Source organism: Trichocoleus sp. FACHB-262, assembly GCF_014696035.1.
Taxonomy (GTDB): domain Bacteria; phylum Cyanobacteriota; class Cyanobacteriia; order FACHB-46; family FACHB-46; genus Trichocoleus.
The window spans coordinates 1-18,205 of the sequence record NZ_JACJPK010000017.1; the positions used below are offsets into that span (position 1 = coordinate 1).

11 protein-coding genes and 2 pseudogenes are annotated in these 18,205 nt (G+C 50.0%); 7 read left to right on the top strand and 6 right to left on the bottom strand.

What is annotated here, in order from left to right:
- Positions 1-308 (top strand): annotated as a pseudogene (locus H6F68_RS29705) (IS1 family transposase); the annotation flags it as partial.
- A gap of 33 nt (positions 309-341) precedes the next feature.
- Here H6F68_RS29705 and H6F68_RS01165 read toward each other — a convergent pair.
- Positions 342-788, bottom strand: a pseudogene (locus tag H6F68_RS01165) (ISKra4 family transposase); the annotation flags it as partial.
- A gap of 74 nt (positions 789-862) precedes the next feature.
- Here H6F68_RS01165 and H6F68_RS29710 point away from each other — a divergent pair.
- Positions 863-946 carry a hypothetical protein gene (locus tag H6F68_RS29710; RefSeq protein ID WP_399312812.1) on the top strand — a complete coding sequence of 28 codons (84 nt, stop codon included), beginning with the start codon at positions 863-865 and terminating at the stop codon, positions 944-946.
- A gap of 35 nt (positions 947-981) precedes the next feature.
- Here H6F68_RS29710 and H6F68_RS01175 read toward each other — a convergent pair whose 3' ends face one another.
- From H6F68_RS01175 to opgC, 5 genes are all read right to left on the bottom strand, one after another.
- Positions 982-3,600 (bottom strand): chloride channel protein, encoded by a 2,619-nt coding sequence (locus H6F68_RS01175; RefSeq protein WP_190555869.1) that lies wholly within the window; start codon positions 3,598-3,600, stop codon positions 982-984.
- Between the two features lie 299 nt (positions 3,601-3,899).
- Positions 3,900-5,234: a TldD/PmbA family protein gene (locus tag H6F68_RS01180; protein WP_190555871.1), complete on the bottom strand. Its 1,335-nt coding sequence runs from the start codon at positions 5,232-5,234 to the stop codon at positions 3,900-3,902.
- Between the two features lie 111 nt (positions 5,235-5,345).
- A complete protein-coding gene (locus H6F68_RS01185; protein ID WP_190555873.1) occupies positions 5,346-6,209 on the bottom strand; it encodes a Tab2/Atab2 family RNA-binding protein in 864 nt (287 codons plus the stop codon).
- A gap of 125 nt (positions 6,210-6,334) precedes the next feature.
- Positions 6,335-7,657, bottom strand: coding sequence for a DUF3131 domain-containing protein (locus H6F68_RS01190; protein WP_190555875.1), 1,323 nt, complete (start codon positions 7,655-7,657; stop codon positions 6,335-6,337).
- Between the two features lie 41 nt (positions 7,658-7,698).
- On the bottom strand, positions 7,699-8,880 hold the full coding sequence (gene opgC, locus H6F68_RS01195) for an OpgC domain-containing protein (protein ID WP_190555877.1): 1,182 nt from the start codon (positions 8,878-8,880) through the stop codon (positions 7,699-7,701).
- 423 nt (positions 8,881-9,303) lie between these two features.
- Between opgC and H6F68_RS01200 the strand changes: the two genes are divergently transcribed.
- The 5 genes from H6F68_RS01200 (at position 9,304) to H6F68_RS01220 (ending at position 18,199) form a co-directional block, all read left to right on the top strand.
- Positions 9,304-9,948, top strand: coding sequence for a pentapeptide repeat-containing protein (locus tag H6F68_RS01200; RefSeq protein ID WP_190555879.1), 645 nt, complete (start codon positions 9,304-9,306; stop codon positions 9,946-9,948).
- Between the two features lie 75 nt (positions 9,949-10,023).
- Positions 10,024-11,568 (top strand): hypothetical protein, encoded by a 1,545-nt coding sequence (locus H6F68_RS01205; RefSeq protein WP_190555881.1) that lies wholly within the window; start codon positions 10,024-10,026, stop codon positions 11,566-11,568.
- Positions 11,569-11,731: 163 nt separating this feature from the next.
- Positions 11,732-13,198: a DUF3131 domain-containing protein gene (locus H6F68_RS01210; RefSeq protein WP_190555882.1), complete on the top strand. Its 1,467-nt coding sequence runs from the start codon at positions 11,732-11,734 to the stop codon at positions 13,196-13,198.
- 39 nt (positions 13,199-13,237) lie between these two features.
- The gene (locus H6F68_RS01215; RefSeq protein ID WP_190555884.1) at positions 13,238-16,159 is read left to right on the top strand and encodes a DUF3131 domain-containing protein; all 2,922 of its coding nucleotides are present in this window, start codon (positions 13,238-13,240) and stop codon (positions 16,157-16,159) included.
- Positions 16,160-16,222: 63 nt separating this feature from the next.
- The gene (locus H6F68_RS01220) at positions 16,223-18,199 is read left to right on the top strand and encodes a glycosyltransferase (RefSeq protein WP_190555886.1); all 1,977 of its coding nucleotides are present in this window, start codon (positions 16,223-16,225) and stop codon (positions 18,197-18,199) included.
- The last annotated feature ends 6 nt before the right edge of the window (positions 18,200-18,205 follow it).

Here is an 18,205-nt window from a genome sequence, read left to right on the forward strand (position 1 = left end):
CGATACTCCTACCTAGACCATTTGCCTGAGGTCAAGCAAAGGATTAGTGAGATGGCAATCAATGGCAGTGGCATCCGAGATACGGCACGAGTGCTCAAGATTAGCCCCACAACGGTGATTGAAGAATTAAAAAAAATTGTTACCTCGAACAGGTGAATCGCTCGCTGTTGGAACAGGAGGTGAGTTGCCCCGAGCCTGTGATGGTGGTGAAAGTTGATGAAGCTGAAATGGACGAAATGTGGAGCTTTGTGCAGTCTAAGAAACAGCAACGCTGGCTTTGGTTAGCGATTGACCACCGAGGTGGCAAGGGGTGCGTGTCACCTTCTCTAGAGAAAAATACATTACAACTGGTTATTGAGGTAAGCACACCGATGCGCTAAGACGTTTGGAACATGTTTCGGCTTCCATCGTGCCCCTGGAATTTTGAGCCGCTGATCAATTTGTTTAACCGTTGATTCAACGGCTCCAGAACCAATCGAGCAAATGCCTTCTGCTTGCAAATAACCATAGTTGACAATGCGATGCCGATGCTTTCGCAAATACTGACAGAAACAGCTAGCTTGATGGTCTTGACAACATTCAAACAACGCCAAGGTCTCATCCACGTTTCCCTGCCACAACAGGGAACGAGCCTGCGCTAAATGCTGGAATGACTTGCCAACTTTTCCCAGGTTCTCCATCAAGTGATACCAATCCAAAACTTCACGACGCTCGGTATCTCCCCTCATCTGCTCAAACAAATTCCAAATGCCATCATGCCCGTCTCCTAAACAGGTCACAACCGAAGAGAAGAGTTGCTCAATAAGCAACTCCAATAAGGCGCAATTGTCATCGAGCCACCCTTGATGAACCTCGTAAAACGATTTGTTTCTCTAAATCCATCTGGCTACATGATGTTGTCATTGGATTGTTCATTAATCGCCATAAGTTTGGTCGAGCCGTTTGACTACTTCCACAGGTCTAGAACACTACCGGCTAAATTTAGGCGATCGCACGGCGCACCAGGATTACGGTGCATTGACTATTGCGGGCGATCGCTTCGGGAATGTTACCCTTAATTGCTTGTTGCAACATGCCTTCCCGACTGGCTCCTAAGGCAATGACATCGCAGCGTTCGTTCTGGGCCAACTTCACCACCGCCTCGGACACCGAAGCGCCCCAAACCGGGGTCACGATAACGGGAGTCGCCAGGCGACGATCCAGCGATCGCGCCGCTTGGTCGAGAATGGCTGTGTTGGGTTCTTGCTGGCTGGGCTCAAACACCTGACAAAGTTTGACCAGCGGTGTTTCTCCGAGAGAGGTAAGAGCAGGTAGCAGTTGCACCGCATATTGAGCATTCGGTCCACCCGCGATTGGCACGAGCCAGCGATTAAAAGTTTCGGTGCCACGCAGTCTGGCTAGGACGACATCACAAGAGGCTTGGCGGATTACGGTATCGACAGCTCCCCCAAACACTCGCCCCGGAGTCGCAGTTGTGCCTTTCCAGCCCATTAAGATTAGGTCAATGTGACGGTCTTTAATGGTTTCTAGAATTGCTTGCGACACGTCATGGGCCACACGAATTTGCGTATGGACTGGAATCTGCCAAGCTCGGCCCAAGTTTTCTGCCTGCCGTAACAATCGCCGACTCTTGGCAGTGCTGACAGCAGTTTCTGCCGGAGAATTACTGCGCGGAATGAGTACTACTTGCAGACATTCAATTTCTAAGTTGCGATCGCGGGCAATGGCAGTAGCTAGGCGAATCAGAGAAGCTGCGGTTTGAGGATTGCTCAAAGGTAACAATAAGCGACCCCGACCCAAGGCGGGCGATCGCGTTTGGTACACCACATAGGACGCTTCCGGTTGCGGCCCCAACTGCTCCGTCTTACCACTCAGTTGATCCGATTGCGCCCGAATGATATCGGCTCGCGTAATAATGCCCACCAGCTTGCGGCCTTCGGTCACAGGCAAACGGCTGATTTTGTAACTGTTGAGCAAGTACAGCACATGAGACAGCGGATCTTTCGGGTTGACGGTGACAGGCTGTGGGGTCATCAAGGCACGAAGCGGCATGGTCTCAGATAGTTGCTGCTGAGCAATATTGCCCAAATCTGTTTGAGTGACGATGCCCACCAATTTCCCTTGATCCACCACTGGGAAGCCCCGGTGATGCGATCGCGAAAATGCTTGCACCACTTCTTCCAAAATCATCTGACTCGACAGCGTTTCCACCCGTCTTTGCATAATATCGGCTGCCGTCAAACCAGATAAACGGCCTTCAATCGGGGCTTCTTGCTCCAAATAAATGCCATTCCAAGCTAAGAGCCGCTTGTAAATCGAGCCACTGGCGATCGCTTCTGCCACCAAGTAAGCCACCACCGACCCCATCATCAGCGGCAGCACCAGATTGAAGTCGGTGGTCATCTCAAACACAATCACGATCGCAGTAATGGGGCCGCGGGTCACCGCACTAAAGAAAGCGCCCATTCCGGTTAGGGCGTAGGTGGTCGGAGAACCAATCGCGATCGCCAAATCAGGTGGGACTCCTAACGCCGTCTGTAGAGCTTCGGCACCAAGGCTGACCAAATACCCCAAGGCTGAGCCAAGAATTAGCGATGGCGCAAATAAGCCACCGGGTGCCCCGGAACCGTAAGCCACCAAAGTCAGCAAGAATTTGGTTACAAACGCCAGGGCCGTGATTTGCCAACCTGCTCCTCCTGTCACCAGAAACTCTTGCAGCCCAGTGTTGTCGCGCAGAGAAGCGGGCAAAAAAGCTAGAACCAGACCCGACAGCAGCCCAGCCAAACCGATTCGCAGCGGCAACCCACCTGTGCGCAGCAACTTACGGTTTAGGTCTAAGCTGACAAAAATCCCCTTACAGAATAATGCGCCCAACAACCCTGCTAAGACCCCCAACAGTAGAAACAGAGGAATTTCTGCCAGAGAAAATTTGGCATTCGAGGTTGTCAGGATCATATTCAACCCATGCCCCCCTAGTAAGCGAGACACCACCCCACCCACAAAGGAAGCCAGAATTGCTGTGCCCAGCGTCAGGTTAGACACATCTTGCAGCAGTTCCTCCACGACAAAGATCACCCCCGCGATCGGGGCGTTAAACCCAGCCGCCAAACCTGCTGCCGCTCCTGCCGCTAGTAACTGGCGTTGGTAGTCGGGAGAGGTAGGTACCCAACGACTAAACTGCGCGGCCAAAGCTGCTCCCACTTGCACCGTCGGACCCTGCCGCCCCAGGGTTAATCCAGACCCCAGTGACAACATAGTGGTCACCAGCTTGACCAATGCCACCCGTAAATTTAGGGCGATCGGCACGTAAGCCAAAGCCGCTTTGACTTGGGGAATGCCACTTCCAGAAGCTTCCGGGGCTAAGCGCTGAATCAACCAGCCTGTTAAGCCACCGCCAATCAAACCAATCGTTGGTAAAACTAGCCAAGCTGGAAATGTATGTCCCGCCATAATGCGCCAGCCACCCAACCACCCAGACCCCTGCTTGAGCAAAACCGCTGCTAAGGCAGAGACCAACCCAATCGCACAAGCTTCAAAGATAGCCAGACGCTTAGGCCGCAAAAATTGACGCAGATGCTGGGGAAGGGAAAGATACCACATCAGGCCGACGGCTCAATAGGAAGACTTGGACTCGGATAAACATCACGCTGGGGCGATGTCGTGTTTGCTTAAGGCGCAATAGGTAAACAGCAAATTAAGCCTGAATGATGCCAAGAGCCCACCCAGCAATCACTAGATCTCAGTATCAGACGGAAACTTGCTGTCGGTAGATTCCTCTTGGAGCAACTTGCATCAGCGCTTTACTCAAACTGCATTCAAGTTTCCCAAATCCTTAAAATTGAACTAGCGAGTGAACGACATCAGTCAGAGCCGCGATCGCTTGATTCTGGCCTCATGGCCTAGTGCCGCCCCGTTACAGACAGCCCTTCCACAATCAACGAAGGGGTATAGCAAGCACCGTTCCAGTCGGCATCACTGCCAATATCTACCAGTTGATTCAAGGCTGTGTAGACATTGCCAGAAATCATCGTGTCCTTGACACGGCCCACAATCTGCCCCTGCTTGACGCGGTAGCCTAAATCCACATTCACTGAGAAGTCCCCAGAAATGCCCGCGCCACCTCCCAACATCTGATCGAGCACCAATCCTTCATCAAGGCTGGCGATTAAATCTAGGAGAGACTTGTTGGCAGTCGAGCTAGCCATCATCGCACTAGGTTCGATCAACAAGTTAAACAAACCGGGTGTGGGATAACTGCCTAAACCAGGACGGAAGCCGTTGCCTGTCGTTCCGCTCCCCAGCAAACGCCCGCTGGTGCGATCGGTATAGAACAATTGCAACACTCCGTCTTGGATGAAAACCAGAGGCCGAGTGGGTGTGCCTTCATCATCAAAGGGGCAACTAAAGGGACCGCGACTGGGATGCTGAGAGATGGTTAGCGCATCGGAAATCACTTGTTCGCCCAAGCGATCGCTCCAAGGAGAGGCCCGCTCAATTACCTGCTTACCGCTCAGTGCTGCTTGCACCGTGCCCCAAATCATGTCGGCGGCTTTGGAGGTAAATAGAATCGGCACCCGACCGCTAGGGGTTGGCACATTTTCTTTCGCCCACTCCAAGCGTTGCAACACTTCCTGAGCCAAAGCCACTGGGTCTAAATTGCCACGTTGGATTTGCCCATCTGAGACGCTAAGAAAATCGTCACCGCGAATCCACTCAGCCGATAAAAAGCAGCTCAGGGTAGTGTCGGTATAGCTAAAATCCAATCCTTCTGAGTTGAGCAACCGGGTGCTCTCAGCTTCGCACTCCCACTCAGCGGTACAGAGACTTTCTGGGTAAGCCTCCCGGACTAAGGCGATCGCTTCCTTGCCCCAACCCACGAGCTGCTCAACGGCGATCGCCTCCCCTACATCTGGGTAAAACACTTTAGAGCCTGTCGTTAGCTCGATTGCCTCTGGCTCATTCAGTTGGCTGAGCGCCAAAGCTCGGTCCACTAGGGCTTGTGGCTCTACAGGACCATAGGCTACGGCTAAACCAGGACGGCCATCTTGCCAAAGGCGCAACGCCGTACCTTCAGACTGAGTACTCTCTAGCTGCTTGAGGCGATTGGCTTCAAAGAAAACAGGACGGGAAAGCGATCGCGATTGAAACACTTCCGCTGCTTCGGCACCTGCGCGGGCGGCTAGCTCCAACAGTTGTTCTGCTGGCATCTCTGGCTGTAGTTCGTCAAGACCCATAAAATCTGTGGACGAGTGAAGCTAACGGGGAAGCAGGCGGAGATTACATGACTCAATTAATCGCGTCACTTCATCCACCTGGGATCACTTTACGCTAGTTTGGAACCCAATTTAAGCCAGATTTAGTTCCTGCAATAACCAAAATCCCGCAAAAGATTCGGCTTCCGGATCAGACTGCACCGCCACAAAATGCACTTGTTGCGCGGCTTGTTTGGCTTGCTCGAATCCTTGCGCTTCCGCTTGCAGTTGTGGCGTGGTGAGATTGGCTAAAATCCAGCGATCGCTTAAGCCTGTTTCGAGCAACAATCTTGGTTTGGTGGTGCTATCCATTTTAAGAAAGGCCAACTCTAAACCAGACATCCAACCCGCCAAGGCTAAGGCTCTATGCGAAAAAATGATCAGTCCTGGAATTTTGGTATCAGGGGCTAGTTTCAGAATTTCTAGAGGAAAAGCCCTTGTAAAGGCAATTTCCCACTCTGCCATTTCTGCAAAGGCGCTAGCTTCGAGGGTGACAAAGGCCCACTGCTGACCGATTAGCGCATCGGGTAGCGGTTGTGGAGTGGTGGTTTCGTAACTAACTGACGGATTCGCTCCTGGTTGGAATCCTGGTTGATCGGGATAGACAACTTGCTCTCGCTCTTGCAACCAATGATTGAGGGCAAAGGTGCGGCGGCTGACTTCACAAGCAATGCCTAAATCTTCGCAGGCTTTGTTGATCATGTTCGTCATCTGACGACGAAAGAAACGAATCTCATTCGGGGGTTGAGGCGCTTGGGCGATCGCGTTTTGCAATGCTTCCTGCAACCACAGGGAGTTTACCTGGGTGCTGGGGCAATACTGGGCATAGCGAAAGAGGGTTTCGGGCTTTTGGCCTGCCTCCAAGGGGCTTTCACAGACCAGTACTTCCCACAGTTTTTTGCCACTTTCGTCCAGAATCGGACGTGAATAAAAATCTAATTCCCAGACGATACCCATACAGCCACACGTAAATCATTGAGCCAGAGCAGAACCAAACTATCTGCCCCATTACCAGTATCGGTGACGCTGGCTCTTAGAGGTACGACAACTATAGGGAGGGCGATCGCCTTACGTAGCTGTTTCTACTCTTCAGTCAGCCTAGGGCTATTGAATGATGCGGAGGAAGGTTGGGAACTAGTAGCCCAAACCTCTAAAGGTTGTGACGTCTGGTTATAGAGCAGCGCTTCCAAAATAATGGCATTGGTATTTAGGGTCAACGCTCGGTTGGGCTGTTGACTCTCTTCGTAGAAGCCAGCGAATACTCCCTGTTGGGGATCAGCCAGCCAGCGCATTCCCTTGTAGGTTCGCTCGGTGTAACGAGTGCGGAACAAGACATTCCAGGCGATCGCAATCTTGGTACTACTGCCTCGAAAAGCAGCCGCATCCTCTCCCCCAGGAGTCACAGTTTGCCAAGGACGACCATTCGCCACTACACAGTTATGGACCTGCCAAGGAGCCTGATCCAAATTCGTTTCCGACCAAGCTGTAAGTTGATTTGTCACTAAATATCGCTGCTGTTGAGCTTGGAGTAAACGAGCGGCATATTCTACGGGCAGCGCTTTAAAGCCGCTTTCTAGGCCATCCAAGACATAAGGTTCACTCACAACACAGTTGGGCTGCGCTCCCTGCTGATCGGTTGGCACCTCCACATTCATCACATCGACGAGTTGAGTTTGCGTCTTTACATCCAAAGCTTGAGTTAGCTTCAGGCCCAGCTTGCTCAACCCATAAGCCGCGTATTGCTCGTAGCCCAGCGTGCCTTCTGGCTGCCAAACTTCCTTACCAGAGGCAGTAGTTGCTGCCATGATCTGGCCATCCTTCACCAGTCGGCCCAACTTCCAACGACTGGTCACCGCTCGGCTAGCGGCAGCATGTTGGGGATAGCGTACTGCCACAATATCTAGCCAACGAGCCAATCTGCCCAGGTCTACTGCCGAAAAGCCAACCTCCTGCCGTTTTTCTGGTTGTCCGTAATCAATCGGCACCAAAGTCGTAGCGTTGTAGGCTTTGTTGGGCAACTCGTTACGATACAGCGGCAACTTTTGGAGAGTAGTTAGAACTTGAGTCATCCAGGGATCAAACTCTTGCAGAGAAATCAGACCCAGTTCTCGTGCTGCCACCATCCCTGCTAACTGATTGGCAACATCCCACATCGTCGTCGCGGGGAAGCCTGCGGCTGAAGTGACGAGTCCAGTCTGGGAGCGGTTTAATTCAAAATAGCGCCAAGCGTTGCGAGCCAGGTTTTTATCTTCGCCACTCAGGGGAATCTGTCGGGTGATAGGAACAGGCAAAACCGAGGTTTCGCGCCAAGCTAATGCTTTATGGACGCCAAAAGCAACCAAAAAGATAGCACTGCACAGGGCAACCTGCTGAATCAGATTGAAACGGCGATCGGATGTTTCCATAACAACTTTTTTAATAATGGAGCTAGCGAGGGATACGTCGTTTAGCGAGGCACCACATTGAACAGAAATTGTTTTTTGATGAGGAACCAGAAGAATCCGATCGCGATCGCCTGTAACAGGGTTGTCACTAGGGCGTTCCCTGTGGTGAGCCCCGGAACCATAAACCACAACACCGTCAGGGGCACATGCATCACATAGACATAAAGGGAGTTTTGCCCTAGAGGAATCAAAAGTTTGCCTAGTGCTTTATTAAGGGGGAGCCAAAATGTGTTGACCACCATATACAGCAAAGGAAACAAGCCTAATAAAGTCACTAAACGAATGGGACCATTGATACTGCGGTCAGTCCAGTGCAACCACTGCACCCGCTGGGAGACATTCGCAGGCCAAACGCCTAATTGCATGTCATACTGAGCCGCCACCATCGCCGCAATCACAATCGTGACTAGAACTGTAACCAGTGGCAGTTTAGGAATCCGCGCCCAAAGTTGCTGCAACTGCGATCGGTAGTAGCCTGCCACTAACCCATGCACATACAAGATCTGCCAAGAAGCAAAGGAGAAATAAGGATGGTCGCGATCGAGCGGATGGAAGCTGAGTGCGTAAGGATGCAACTGCTGCAAACTCCACACAGACCAGGAAATGGCCAGAAGTGGTGCCCACAGCCCTCTGCGTAACAGCCAAAACATACCGGGAGAGGCAACTAGGCACAAGACGTAGAGCTGCAAGATGTCAATTACTGGAGGAGCTAAATGCAATGTGGCAGCAGCTAAGAGAATTTGCCACCAACTTCCGGGAGCCGCTTCAAAAGCAGGGCGAGTCCAGCCTGGAAAGGAGATTGACAACAGCCCTAAGGTCGCCATCAGGATAAAGCTAGTTTTATACAGTGTCCAAGCTCGTTCTAATAGCTTTTTCATGGCTTCAGGTAAGCCAATCTTTTGAATTCGCTGGCGTGTCACCAACCCCAAAACCATGCCCGATAGAAAAACGAATCCTTCCGCAGAACTGGCGTAGATGTGACCCTGAGTAATGTTGTTGAAGTAAGAACGGCTCTCCAAGTGATTGATCACCATTGATGCGATCGCTAAGCCTCGCAGAAAATCTAGGCGGAGATCTCGCTTGGCATCCACGCTAGGGTCATAAACCCACTGCTTTCGGGAAAACACGTAGGTATTAGGAGTTGCCGTATCAGCCATGATCGGCTTTAGCTCTGAATCAGACATTGAGTGTAGGAGGAAGAATTACCAGGAACGAGCAGGCATGCAGATCGAGGCAGGCCTATTTTGTTATCCAGGTTACCGTCGTCTCTCCGCGTCCATCAAATGGCTGAACTCTTGCTGAATTTGCTACCACTACTGGTATCGGAGAGGAAAATAGCTTTGGACTACAGCCCGTCCTATGACTAAGAATCTGAAGACGTTACAGCCAGAGCAGGGCGATGCATCATCCTTCGAGCTTGAAAACATCCCACCTTAAGGAGCAATCGATGGCAAAACAAAAGAAGATATCTTAGCGCTAGAACTTAGTTTCAAATTTTACCAGTGGCGATCGCCCCTACGTGGAAAGCGAGTCGGGATTTAGCTGCCACTCTTTTCTCAACCAGCCTAGTTTGTTAGTAATCAATTAATCAGCCAAATATAGGATTTATGGATACTGCGACGCTCCAGAAACAATATGACTCCGGACAACGAGATTTTAGTCAGATTAATTTGGTAGGCGCTAATTTAACGGATGTAAATTTAGCTGGAGCCAATTTGAGCGGAGCAAACTTGATGGCGGCTAACCTCAGCAATGCCAATTTGATGGGTACAGACTTGTCCAAGGCCAATCTGATCGTCACTAAACTCGTAGGAGCCAACCTCACAGGGGCCAATCTTGTAGGGGCTAATTTGGATGGAGCCAATGTTAGTCAGGCTAACTTAACGCGATCGCATTGTAGTGAGGCCAACTTGACAGGGGCCAATCTCTGCATGGCTAATCTGACAGAAGCCAACTTCCAAAAAACTACTTTAAAGGGAGCAGTGCTGCTGATAGGAGCCGATTTAATTCGGGTAGACTTCAGTGGAGCTAACTTAAGTGGTGCAGTTTTAAGCGGGGCTAATTTAACAGCCGCTAACTTGGTAGGAGCAAATTTGAGTGAAGCCAATTTAAGCGGAGCTAATCTACGCCGAGCCAACTTTGATGGAGCCAATTTGCGTGAGGCGAACTTGCTGGAAGCAGACCTCACCGAAACCAATTTAGAGACAGCCAATGTGTTTGGCGTCAAACGCTCAGAGTCCTCAACAACATAATTAAAATCGCGTCATGCAGATGTCTAGAAAACCTGTGAGGAAAGCTTCCAAGTGAGTTTGCAGGATAGGATTACCATGTTTTTTCCAAGTTCACGACATCTGCGATCGCCTTCATTACCTTTTTGGAGTTTAGGCATCTGGATATTAGGTGGAACCGGAGTTCAAGCGATCGCTACAACTTCTATCTCCTTAGATCCCGAATCCTCCGCAATTTTGGCCGAGCTACAGCCTCGCCCAGAGCAATTTACTTCAGAAATAGATAATCACGCCGCTACAGAAACAGACATCCAGACGGCATCTTCACTTCCAGCACATCGCTCATCTGCCTCAGCACTATCTTTAGAGCCAGACCCTACCCCAAGCGCCAGCTTAGAGAATGCCGCGATCGCCCCAGGGAAGCCCAACTCTTTAGAGCCTGAATCTTCAGGTCTTCCTAACTCGCAAGCTTTAAATTCTGAAGCGGCAATCATGTCTGCGATAGAACATCAAGCGCTGGCAGAGTCTGACAGGCCGCAAGCTCGTTCTGTTACCTCGCTCTTCCCCACTCTTGCAGTTGAGCCAGAAACTATTACTGGCGTGGCAACGACAACCTACATTGCCACTTCAGGACCAGAAAACTTTAACCCTGAATTACGAGTACCACCGCCACCGCCACCGCCGCCACTGCCACCCCCTGCCCTACCCGCACCAGCACCAGCGCCGTTAGAGATACCACAGGAGACAGAACCAGGTACAGCTTCCCAAGAGCCTAATTCCTTTAAATTAGAAAATCTGCAAATTAATTTTCGTGATAACCAAGATCAATCTGGGCAACATAATCAGTGGATAGAGCCAACCGCTCAATTTCAACTGGGTAATAAGGGTGATCGCCTTCTAGTCAAAACGGGATTCAACACGTTTGAGGAGCCAGAAACTGAAACTATCACCAATATCCCCATTCAAATTGGCTGGCAGACCAAGGTCGGTAAATCAACTTTACAAGTGGCAGCGGGTGTAGACTTCTTCAACCGTTTGCCTGCGGCCCTCAATCTAGATGTTCAAGCCAGTGTGCCTCTCACGCCTTCCCTGACAGTAACGGGAGTTCTAGAACAAGGCCCTTATAAAGCCAATGCCAGAACGTTAGAAAACCAAATCACTGCTTGGAGATTTGGGCCTAATTTGTTTTGGCAAATCGATCGCAAAACAACTCTTTTTTCGTCATTCCGGGTAGGACTTTATAACGACGGCAACAGTGAGACACAGTCCTTTAGTCGATTAGAACGAAAATTTGGCCAATTTCATGTTGCGGCCAACTTGTTCTCTTGGAATGTGAGAAAGGATATGCAAGCGCAGAGCGGCTACTTCTCACCCCCAAATTTTCTTGTCTACAACGGAGAAATCGGGTGGCAGGGTAAGCCTTTTGACTTTCTCACCTGTCGGTTAACTGCCAATTTGGGAGGCCAGCGCTTAAAAGATACCAGTACCAACGGTTACAGCTATCAAGGTCTTTGCACAGCTGAGTTATCACCCTCTATTGAGATAGATCTTGGCTATACCGTTAGCAATATTTTTACTCGAGAAACAGGAGAAAGCGGTGCTCAAAGTGATGCAGTAGTCAGCCAACTTCGGGTCAAATTTTGACTTGATTCAGCCTAAAAGCCTAAGTAAATCTCCTATAGGGTATATTCCAAGCGGAGGTTCCTCAAGTATAAAAAGTATTGAAGATTACATAGTACGCTTACACGACCTTAATCTCTGTATTCCTTAAACAAACGTCATTCTTGTAGTTGAACTTCTTGACTCAATGGATTTTGAACCTCCTTCTAAAAGATTATCGTTACTAGCAATAGTAGGTGGAGTCCTCACCGCTGCCATCGCGATCGCTGGATTAGAAACACTGTCCCGTAACTCTCGGCAAGCTCCACAAGTCGTGACCTCCCCTAAACCGATTGCCAAACCGTTACCGTCTCTCCCTCCGGGTTTGCCACCTGAAGCTACAGAGATCGCAAAGCTAGATTCAAAATCCTGGAGTTTGCAAGGCACGCCTGTTTCTCAGCAACAACTTCAAGCAGTCAAAACGCCTTATGTAGCGGCAGGGGCAGGAGCAGGTAGCCTGACTCCCGAAGAACAGGCGATCGCTCAGACAGCCTGGAAATATTTTGAGGCCAACTGGAATGAAAAGACGGGACTAGTCAATGCGGTAGATGGTTTTGCTTCAATCACGATGTGGGACCAAGCCGCAGCACTAGCGGCATTAGTCAGTGCTAAAGAGCTTGGCATCGTTCCAGAAACGGAATTTAACGCCAAAATGAGCGTTAGCTTGAAAACCTTGGCAACAATGCCTCTCTACAAAGGCGAACTACCCAACAAGGTCTACAACGCTAAAACGCTGCTTCCTGTGGGCTATGGGCAGTTAGACAAGCGGCAGGAGATTGGCTGGTCTGCCCTAGACATCGGACGTATGGCTATATGGCTGAAAATCATTGGCGCTAAATATCCTGAGTTTCAAGAGCAGACTGAAGCCGTCTGGAAACACTGGAAGGTTGACCGACTCACCAAAGATGGTGATATGTACGGCACCGCAGTAGTTAAAGGCAAAGAACAGGTCAATCAGGAAGGCCGTTTAGGATATGAAAATTATGCCGCTTTCGGGCTAAAACTTTGGGGCATGAAAGTTGATAAAGCCTTGGACTATCAATCCAAAGTTGCCTACGTTAACCTCTACGGGCAAGGAGTCCCCTACGATCGCCGAGACTACTCCAATAGCCAAGCCAACAACTATGTCCTCAGTGAGCCTTTCATTCTAGATGGTATTGAAACAGGCTTTCAATCATTACCAAAGCCTTTTGCAGATCGAGTTCTTGAAGCTCAGGCGGCTCGTTATCGCACCACCAAGAAACTCACTGCTGTCACTGAAGACAACCTCGATCGCGCTCCCTACTTTGTCTACAGCACCTTGTTTGTGAACGGGGAACCCTGGTCAACCATTACCCCTGAGCAGAAATCACAATACCATCTCCGCTTCCTTAGCACCAAAGCGGCAGTGGGCTGGCATGTCCTCTACAACAACGACTACACCCAGAAACTATTCGATTTTGTCAACACCAATATGAAAGCCGAAAAAGGTTGGTACAACGGCTTTTATGAGTTGCTCAATGAACCGAATGCAGCGCTTACAGCCAACAACAACGGGGTAGTACTAGAGAGTTTGTTGTATCGAAAAGTGGGCAAACCCCTCACGGTATGGGCAGGAGTGCAAGCTACACCGTAAATCACAGCAATCATATCCGTCCCTAATTTGGTTTCCAGCATGCGGAGAACTTTTCAGCCCAAATGGATTCGAGCGATCGCCCTATTTTTAGTGGGGGTCTGCTTTCAATTCCTGCTCAATACTTATCTTTCCAAACCAGTAGTTGCTCAGCAACCCGTTGCCACAGGTGGCGCTTGTGCCGAAATCACAGTGCCTCTAACGCCAGAAGAGCAAGCCTACGCCACTACAGCTTGGCAATACTTCGTCAAGAACTATCAGCCCGCCACAGGATTAGTGAATTCTGTCGGCAATTATCCCTCTAGCACCTTGTGGGATATGGGGAACTACTTGACGGCTCTGAATTCGGCTCGTTGGTTGAATCTGATTGACCAAAAAGAATTTGATACCCGTCTGAATAAGTTCTTGACGACGCTCGCTAGCTTAAGACTATTTGAAGACACCTTACCCAACAAAGTCTACAACACTGCTACTGGGGCTTTAGTAGACTATGGCAATAACCCCATAGAACGGGGTATTGGCTGGTCTGCCCTTGACATTGGGCGTTTGCTCGCCGCCATGCACATTATTCGGACTTGCCATCCTCAATACGCCGACTGGACAAAAGGTGTTCTGTCTAAGTGGCAGTTGGCTCGCTCCATAAAAGATGAACAGATGTATGGAGCCGCAGTCCTAGAGGATGGCAAAACTCTTCCTGTACAAGAAGGACGATTAGGGTATGAGGAATATGCTGCTAGAGGCTATGAGCTTTGGAATCTGAAGCCCGCTAAAGCTCTGGAGATAGAACCTTTTAAGTTTGTTGATGTCAATGGCGTCCAAATTCCAGTCGATACCCGTGACTATCAAAGTTCCAATGCCAACAACTATGTCGTGAGTGAATCATATATCCTTGACGGCATTGAATTTGGTTTGGGAGGAGTCTTAGGGGACTATGCGGCTAGGGTGCTAGAAGCTCAAAAACGTCGCTATGACTCTACAGGTCAACTAACAGCCGTTTCCGAGGATAATCTCGACCAAGCTCCCTACTTTATCTACAACACCGTCTATTCCAACGGCGTACCTTGGGCTGCGATCAACGAAAAGAATGAGGCTTTCCCTCAGTTCCGCAACATCAGTACCAAAGCCGCGTTTGGCTGGCGTTATCTGTATCCCGATAATGCCTATGCTCAAAAAGTCTTTGATGCGGTCAAAACCTTAAAAGATCCAGAGAATGCTGGCTTCTATGCAGGTCTGTATGAAACCACCAAGCAGCCCAATAAAGTCTTGACGGGCAATACGAATGGGCTGATTTTAGAAATCCTGTATTACAAAGCTCGTGGCAACCGTCCGTTAATTGGTTCCAGTAATGTAACGTTTGCCTCTCCCCGTGGTGGTGCTACAGAAGCACAGTCTGCACCAACTTCCTCAGCGCCAACTCCTTCAGGGCCACCTACTGCTGCTGCCAGCCCTGCTGCTCTATCCACTCCACAACCAACTGCTGCTCCACCTACCCCACAGCAAGCTGCGACTCAAGCTCAAACTCCTCCAGCTACAACTGCTCGTGCGGCTGCCCCTCCGGTTAAGGTTGCAGCTATTGGCAGTGTAGGTTCTCGACTATCCAAGCCTCCTCTAACTGTTAAACCACTAACCGTCGCAGAGCGTCGCTATGCAGAAGCGGCTTGGAATTATTTCAAGTCCAACTACAACCCAGATACAGGCTTAGTTAGCGATCGCAGTGACCTCAAGACTGCTTCGCTTTGGGGCATGGGTAACTATTTGGCAGCTCTGAATGCAGCGCGATCGCTAGATATTGTTTCTGCTGCCGAGTTCGACCAGCGGGTACGGCTGTTGTTAGGCGCATTAAGGCAGGTCTCACTCTTTGGCGGAGAACTTCCTTATCGAGGCTACGACACAAAAACCTTGCAACCTGTAGATTATGGTGGCAACCCGATCACAGAGGGCAATGGTTGGTCTGGAACCGATGTAGGACGACTTCTAGCAGCTCTACACAACCTAAAAAGTTATCATCCCGAATATACAGAGGCGGTCGATCAAACCGTTCTAGATTGGTCCTTTCTGCGCGTAATTCGAGATGGCAAGATATTTAGTGCCATCACTACACGAGATCAGCAACCCCAGAGAGCTGCACGTTGGTTAACCCGAATCAAACCCGTTAACTATCTGGGATATGAAGAATATGCTGCTCGTGGCTTTCAGTTGTGGGGCTTTGAGGTCGATCGCTCAGCGGTAGGAGGTCGATACGAAACCGCTACTGTAGATGGTGCTCCAGTGCCTACACAGCGGTTGCAAGCTGGCAACAAAACAGAAAAACCTGCTTACACTGTCGCAGATCCCTTCGTGTTGTATGCCTTGGAGTTTGGCCTAGATCCGCAGATGAAGGAACTGGTGCAACCCATGCTGCAAGCCCAAGCCGAACGATACCGTCGGACTGGCACCTTCACCGCAGCGGGAACCACCTTGATCAACCGCAAACCCTACATTGTTCATAGTACGCTCGTGGGCAAACAGCAGCCTTGGGCCACACTGGCAGATGATGGTTCGGCCATTCCAGAGTTGCGGATTGTTAGTACCGCGATCGCCTTTGCATTCCGCGCCTTGCTGCCAGAAAACAAGTACGCGCGTCAACTTGGGGAGCAAGTCACAGACTTGTATAGTCCACTGCTGGGCTACTACGAAGGATTTTATGAGCAAACCGGGAAACCGACGATCGCGGCCTTTAGCAGTGGTACCAATAGCTTGATTTTGCAATCATTGCTCTACGTCAGTACTAAGCAACAACCGCTCATTCGTCCCACCCAATCAGCGAAATCTCCTTGGTGGGAGGCGATCGCGGCAGGAGACTCCGGGCGAGGGCTACCTGAGAGAGCGATGCAAGCAATTCAACTGGTGAGGGATAGAGCTGGAACCTATTGGGCATCAGCACCAAACAATACTGCGGTTCAGTCTCGCCAACCCAATCTCTAGCTCTGCGATTTCCTCGCCCCATCTGTGGTGTCATTCATCCCTGGAATCTCTAAGTCGTTTCGTATGATCAGCCCCATCTCTATCGTTGAAGGCAGTCCCAATTTTTCTGGTAACACCCGTTCTCGGTTAAAGCAGAGAACCCTTCTGTTTCGGTACTTGGCTGAAATCAATCTGATTTTAGGAGCCTGGTACTTGTATTGGCGGGTCAACAACTCGATCAATTTCGATGTGCTGTGGCTGTCGATTCCACTGCTACTTGCTGAGATATACAGCTACATCGGCGGACTCATGTTTACGATCGGGCTTTGGCGGCCCCTGAGCCGTCAGGTGAAGTCACTCGATCAGTTGACTCCGGCGATGCCTGCATCTAGTTGGCCCACCCTAGATGTGTTTGTCACCTGCTATAACGAATCGGTAGACATTGTAGAGCGAACTACTCGTGCTGCCCTGGCAATGGACTATCCCGTTACTAAGTTGCGGGTTTACATTCTGGATGATGGCAACTCTTCAGAGATCCGAGCGATGGCTGAACGTCTGGCTCTAGAAGATTTACAGCTACCTCAACTTCAAGAAGAAGTTGCCCGCCTCAGTCGTGAGCGAGTCCAGCTAGCTACTCGCTTAGAAGAACTGAAACAACTAGAACCCGACACGCAAGCCGCCGAAGCTTTCTTGGAAGATCCATCTACCATTAATCAGGGCAACTTAGTATTTGGGTGGTTACAAAGTCTTCAGAAGCTAGCGCTGATGCTGAATCCAGGACATTCCAGCCTGTGCGATCGCCTGTCCGCCGAAGAAAAGCAAACCGAGCAATCGCTGCATCACAAAGAACTAGAACTGAGCGAAGTCCTACGGTGCCGCTACATTGCTCGGCCAAAGCCTGCTGGAAAACCCCACTACGCCAAAGCGGGTAACATTAACTACGCTATTTTTGCGGGTGGCACTGCCGGGGAGTTCATTCTTACCTTAGATGCAGACCATATTCCCAAACCCCATTTCCTGAAGCGGGTACTTTCCTACTTCTACACTTACAACGTAGCTACAGGCCGTTACGACAGTAATCGCATTGCCTTCGTTCAAACGCCTCAGGATTTCTACAATATCCCGCCAGGTGACCCTTTTGGACATCGGGCCAATCTATTTTATGGTCCCATCCAGCAAGGTAAAGATGGTCTCAATTCTGCCTTTTACACAGGCACTAATGCTATTCTCCGGCGCGAAGCGCTGGTCAATGTAGGCCTGCGGCATTTCTTCAACGAGTACAACAAGAATGAGCGTCAGTTAAGCGATTTCGACTTGGTCGGTGGGATGTCTAGCAACAGCATCACCGAAGACATGAATACGGCAATGCGCTTGCATGCCAATGGCTGGAAGTCGATCTACCATAACGAAGTTTTGGCAGAAGGATTAGCACCTGATGACCTAAGTTCCACGTTAAAACAACGATTGCGTTGGGCTCAAGGAACCATGCAAGTTATGGTTCGGGAAAATCCTTTCACGAAACCAGGGCTGACATTCTGGCAGCGATTGCAGTATTTCCAAACCATGTATAGCTATCTATCAGGTTTTGCGACTGTAATATTTATTGCCTGCCCAATTATCTACTTTTTCACAGGCATTATTCCAGTCACATCCTTTGGCCCTGATTTCGCTATACACTTTTTCCCAGCATTTATTTTGAATCGCCTCACCTTTATGGTGGCGGGTTGGGGCGTGCCCGCTAGAGAAATTTGGCGGTCTGAACAGTACGCGATCGCTCTCTTTCCATTGTTTATTCAAGCGGTGGTTAGTGTCTTCACCAACCGTCCGATTAGATTTCAAGTTACTCCTAAACAGCGGCAAGCAGGCATTTATTTAGGGCTCGTTATTCCGCAATTAACTGTTTTTGTACTGACCATACTTGGTATAGTTTGGAGTCTGTACCGCTTAGTGACAGGCACATTAGAGGACCCTGCGGTTCACCTAATCAACGCAGCGTGGTCAGTTTATAACCTAGCGCTGTTACTCGTCATTATTCGTGCAGCCGTTTGGCAGCCTGAATAAGCCCTA

Coding starts and splice junctions, on each gene's coding strand:
- H6F68_RS01215 (WP_190555884.1), top strand. CDS start 13,238: ATGCGGAGAACTTTTCAGCCCAAATGGATTCGAGCGATCGCCCTATTT.
- opgC (WP_190555877.1), bottom strand. CDS start 8,880: ATGTCTGATTCAGAGCTAAAGCCGATCATGGCTGATACGGCAACTCCT.
- H6F68_RS01205 (WP_190555881.1), top strand. CDS start 10,024: ATGTTTTTTCCAAGTTCACGACATCTGCGATCGCCTTCATTACCTTTT.
- H6F68_RS01185 (WP_190555873.1), bottom strand. CDS start 6,209: ATGGGTATCGTCTGGGAATTAGATTTTTATTCACGTCCGATTCTGGAC.
- H6F68_RS01175 (WP_190555869.1), bottom strand. CDS start 3,600: ATGTGGTATCTTTCCCTTCCCCAGCATCTGCGTCAATTTTTGCGGCCT.
- H6F68_RS01220 (WP_190555886.1), top strand. CDS start 16,223: ATGATCAGCCCCATCTCTATCGTTGAAGGCAGTCCCAATTTTTCTGGT.
- H6F68_RS01200 (WP_190555879.1), top strand. CDS start 9,304: ATGGATACTGCGACGCTCCAGAAACAATATGACTCCGGACAACGAGAT.
- H6F68_RS01180 (WP_190555871.1), bottom strand. CDS start 5,234: ATGGGTCTTGACGAACTACAGCCAGAGATGCCAGCAGAACAACTGTTG.
- H6F68_RS01210 (WP_190555882.1), top strand. CDS start 11,732: ATGGATTTTGAACCTCCTTCTAAAAGATTATCGTTACTAGCAATAGTA.
- H6F68_RS01190 (WP_190555875.1), bottom strand. CDS start 7,657: ATGGAAACATCCGATCGCCGTTTCAATCTGATTCAGCAGGTTGCCCTG.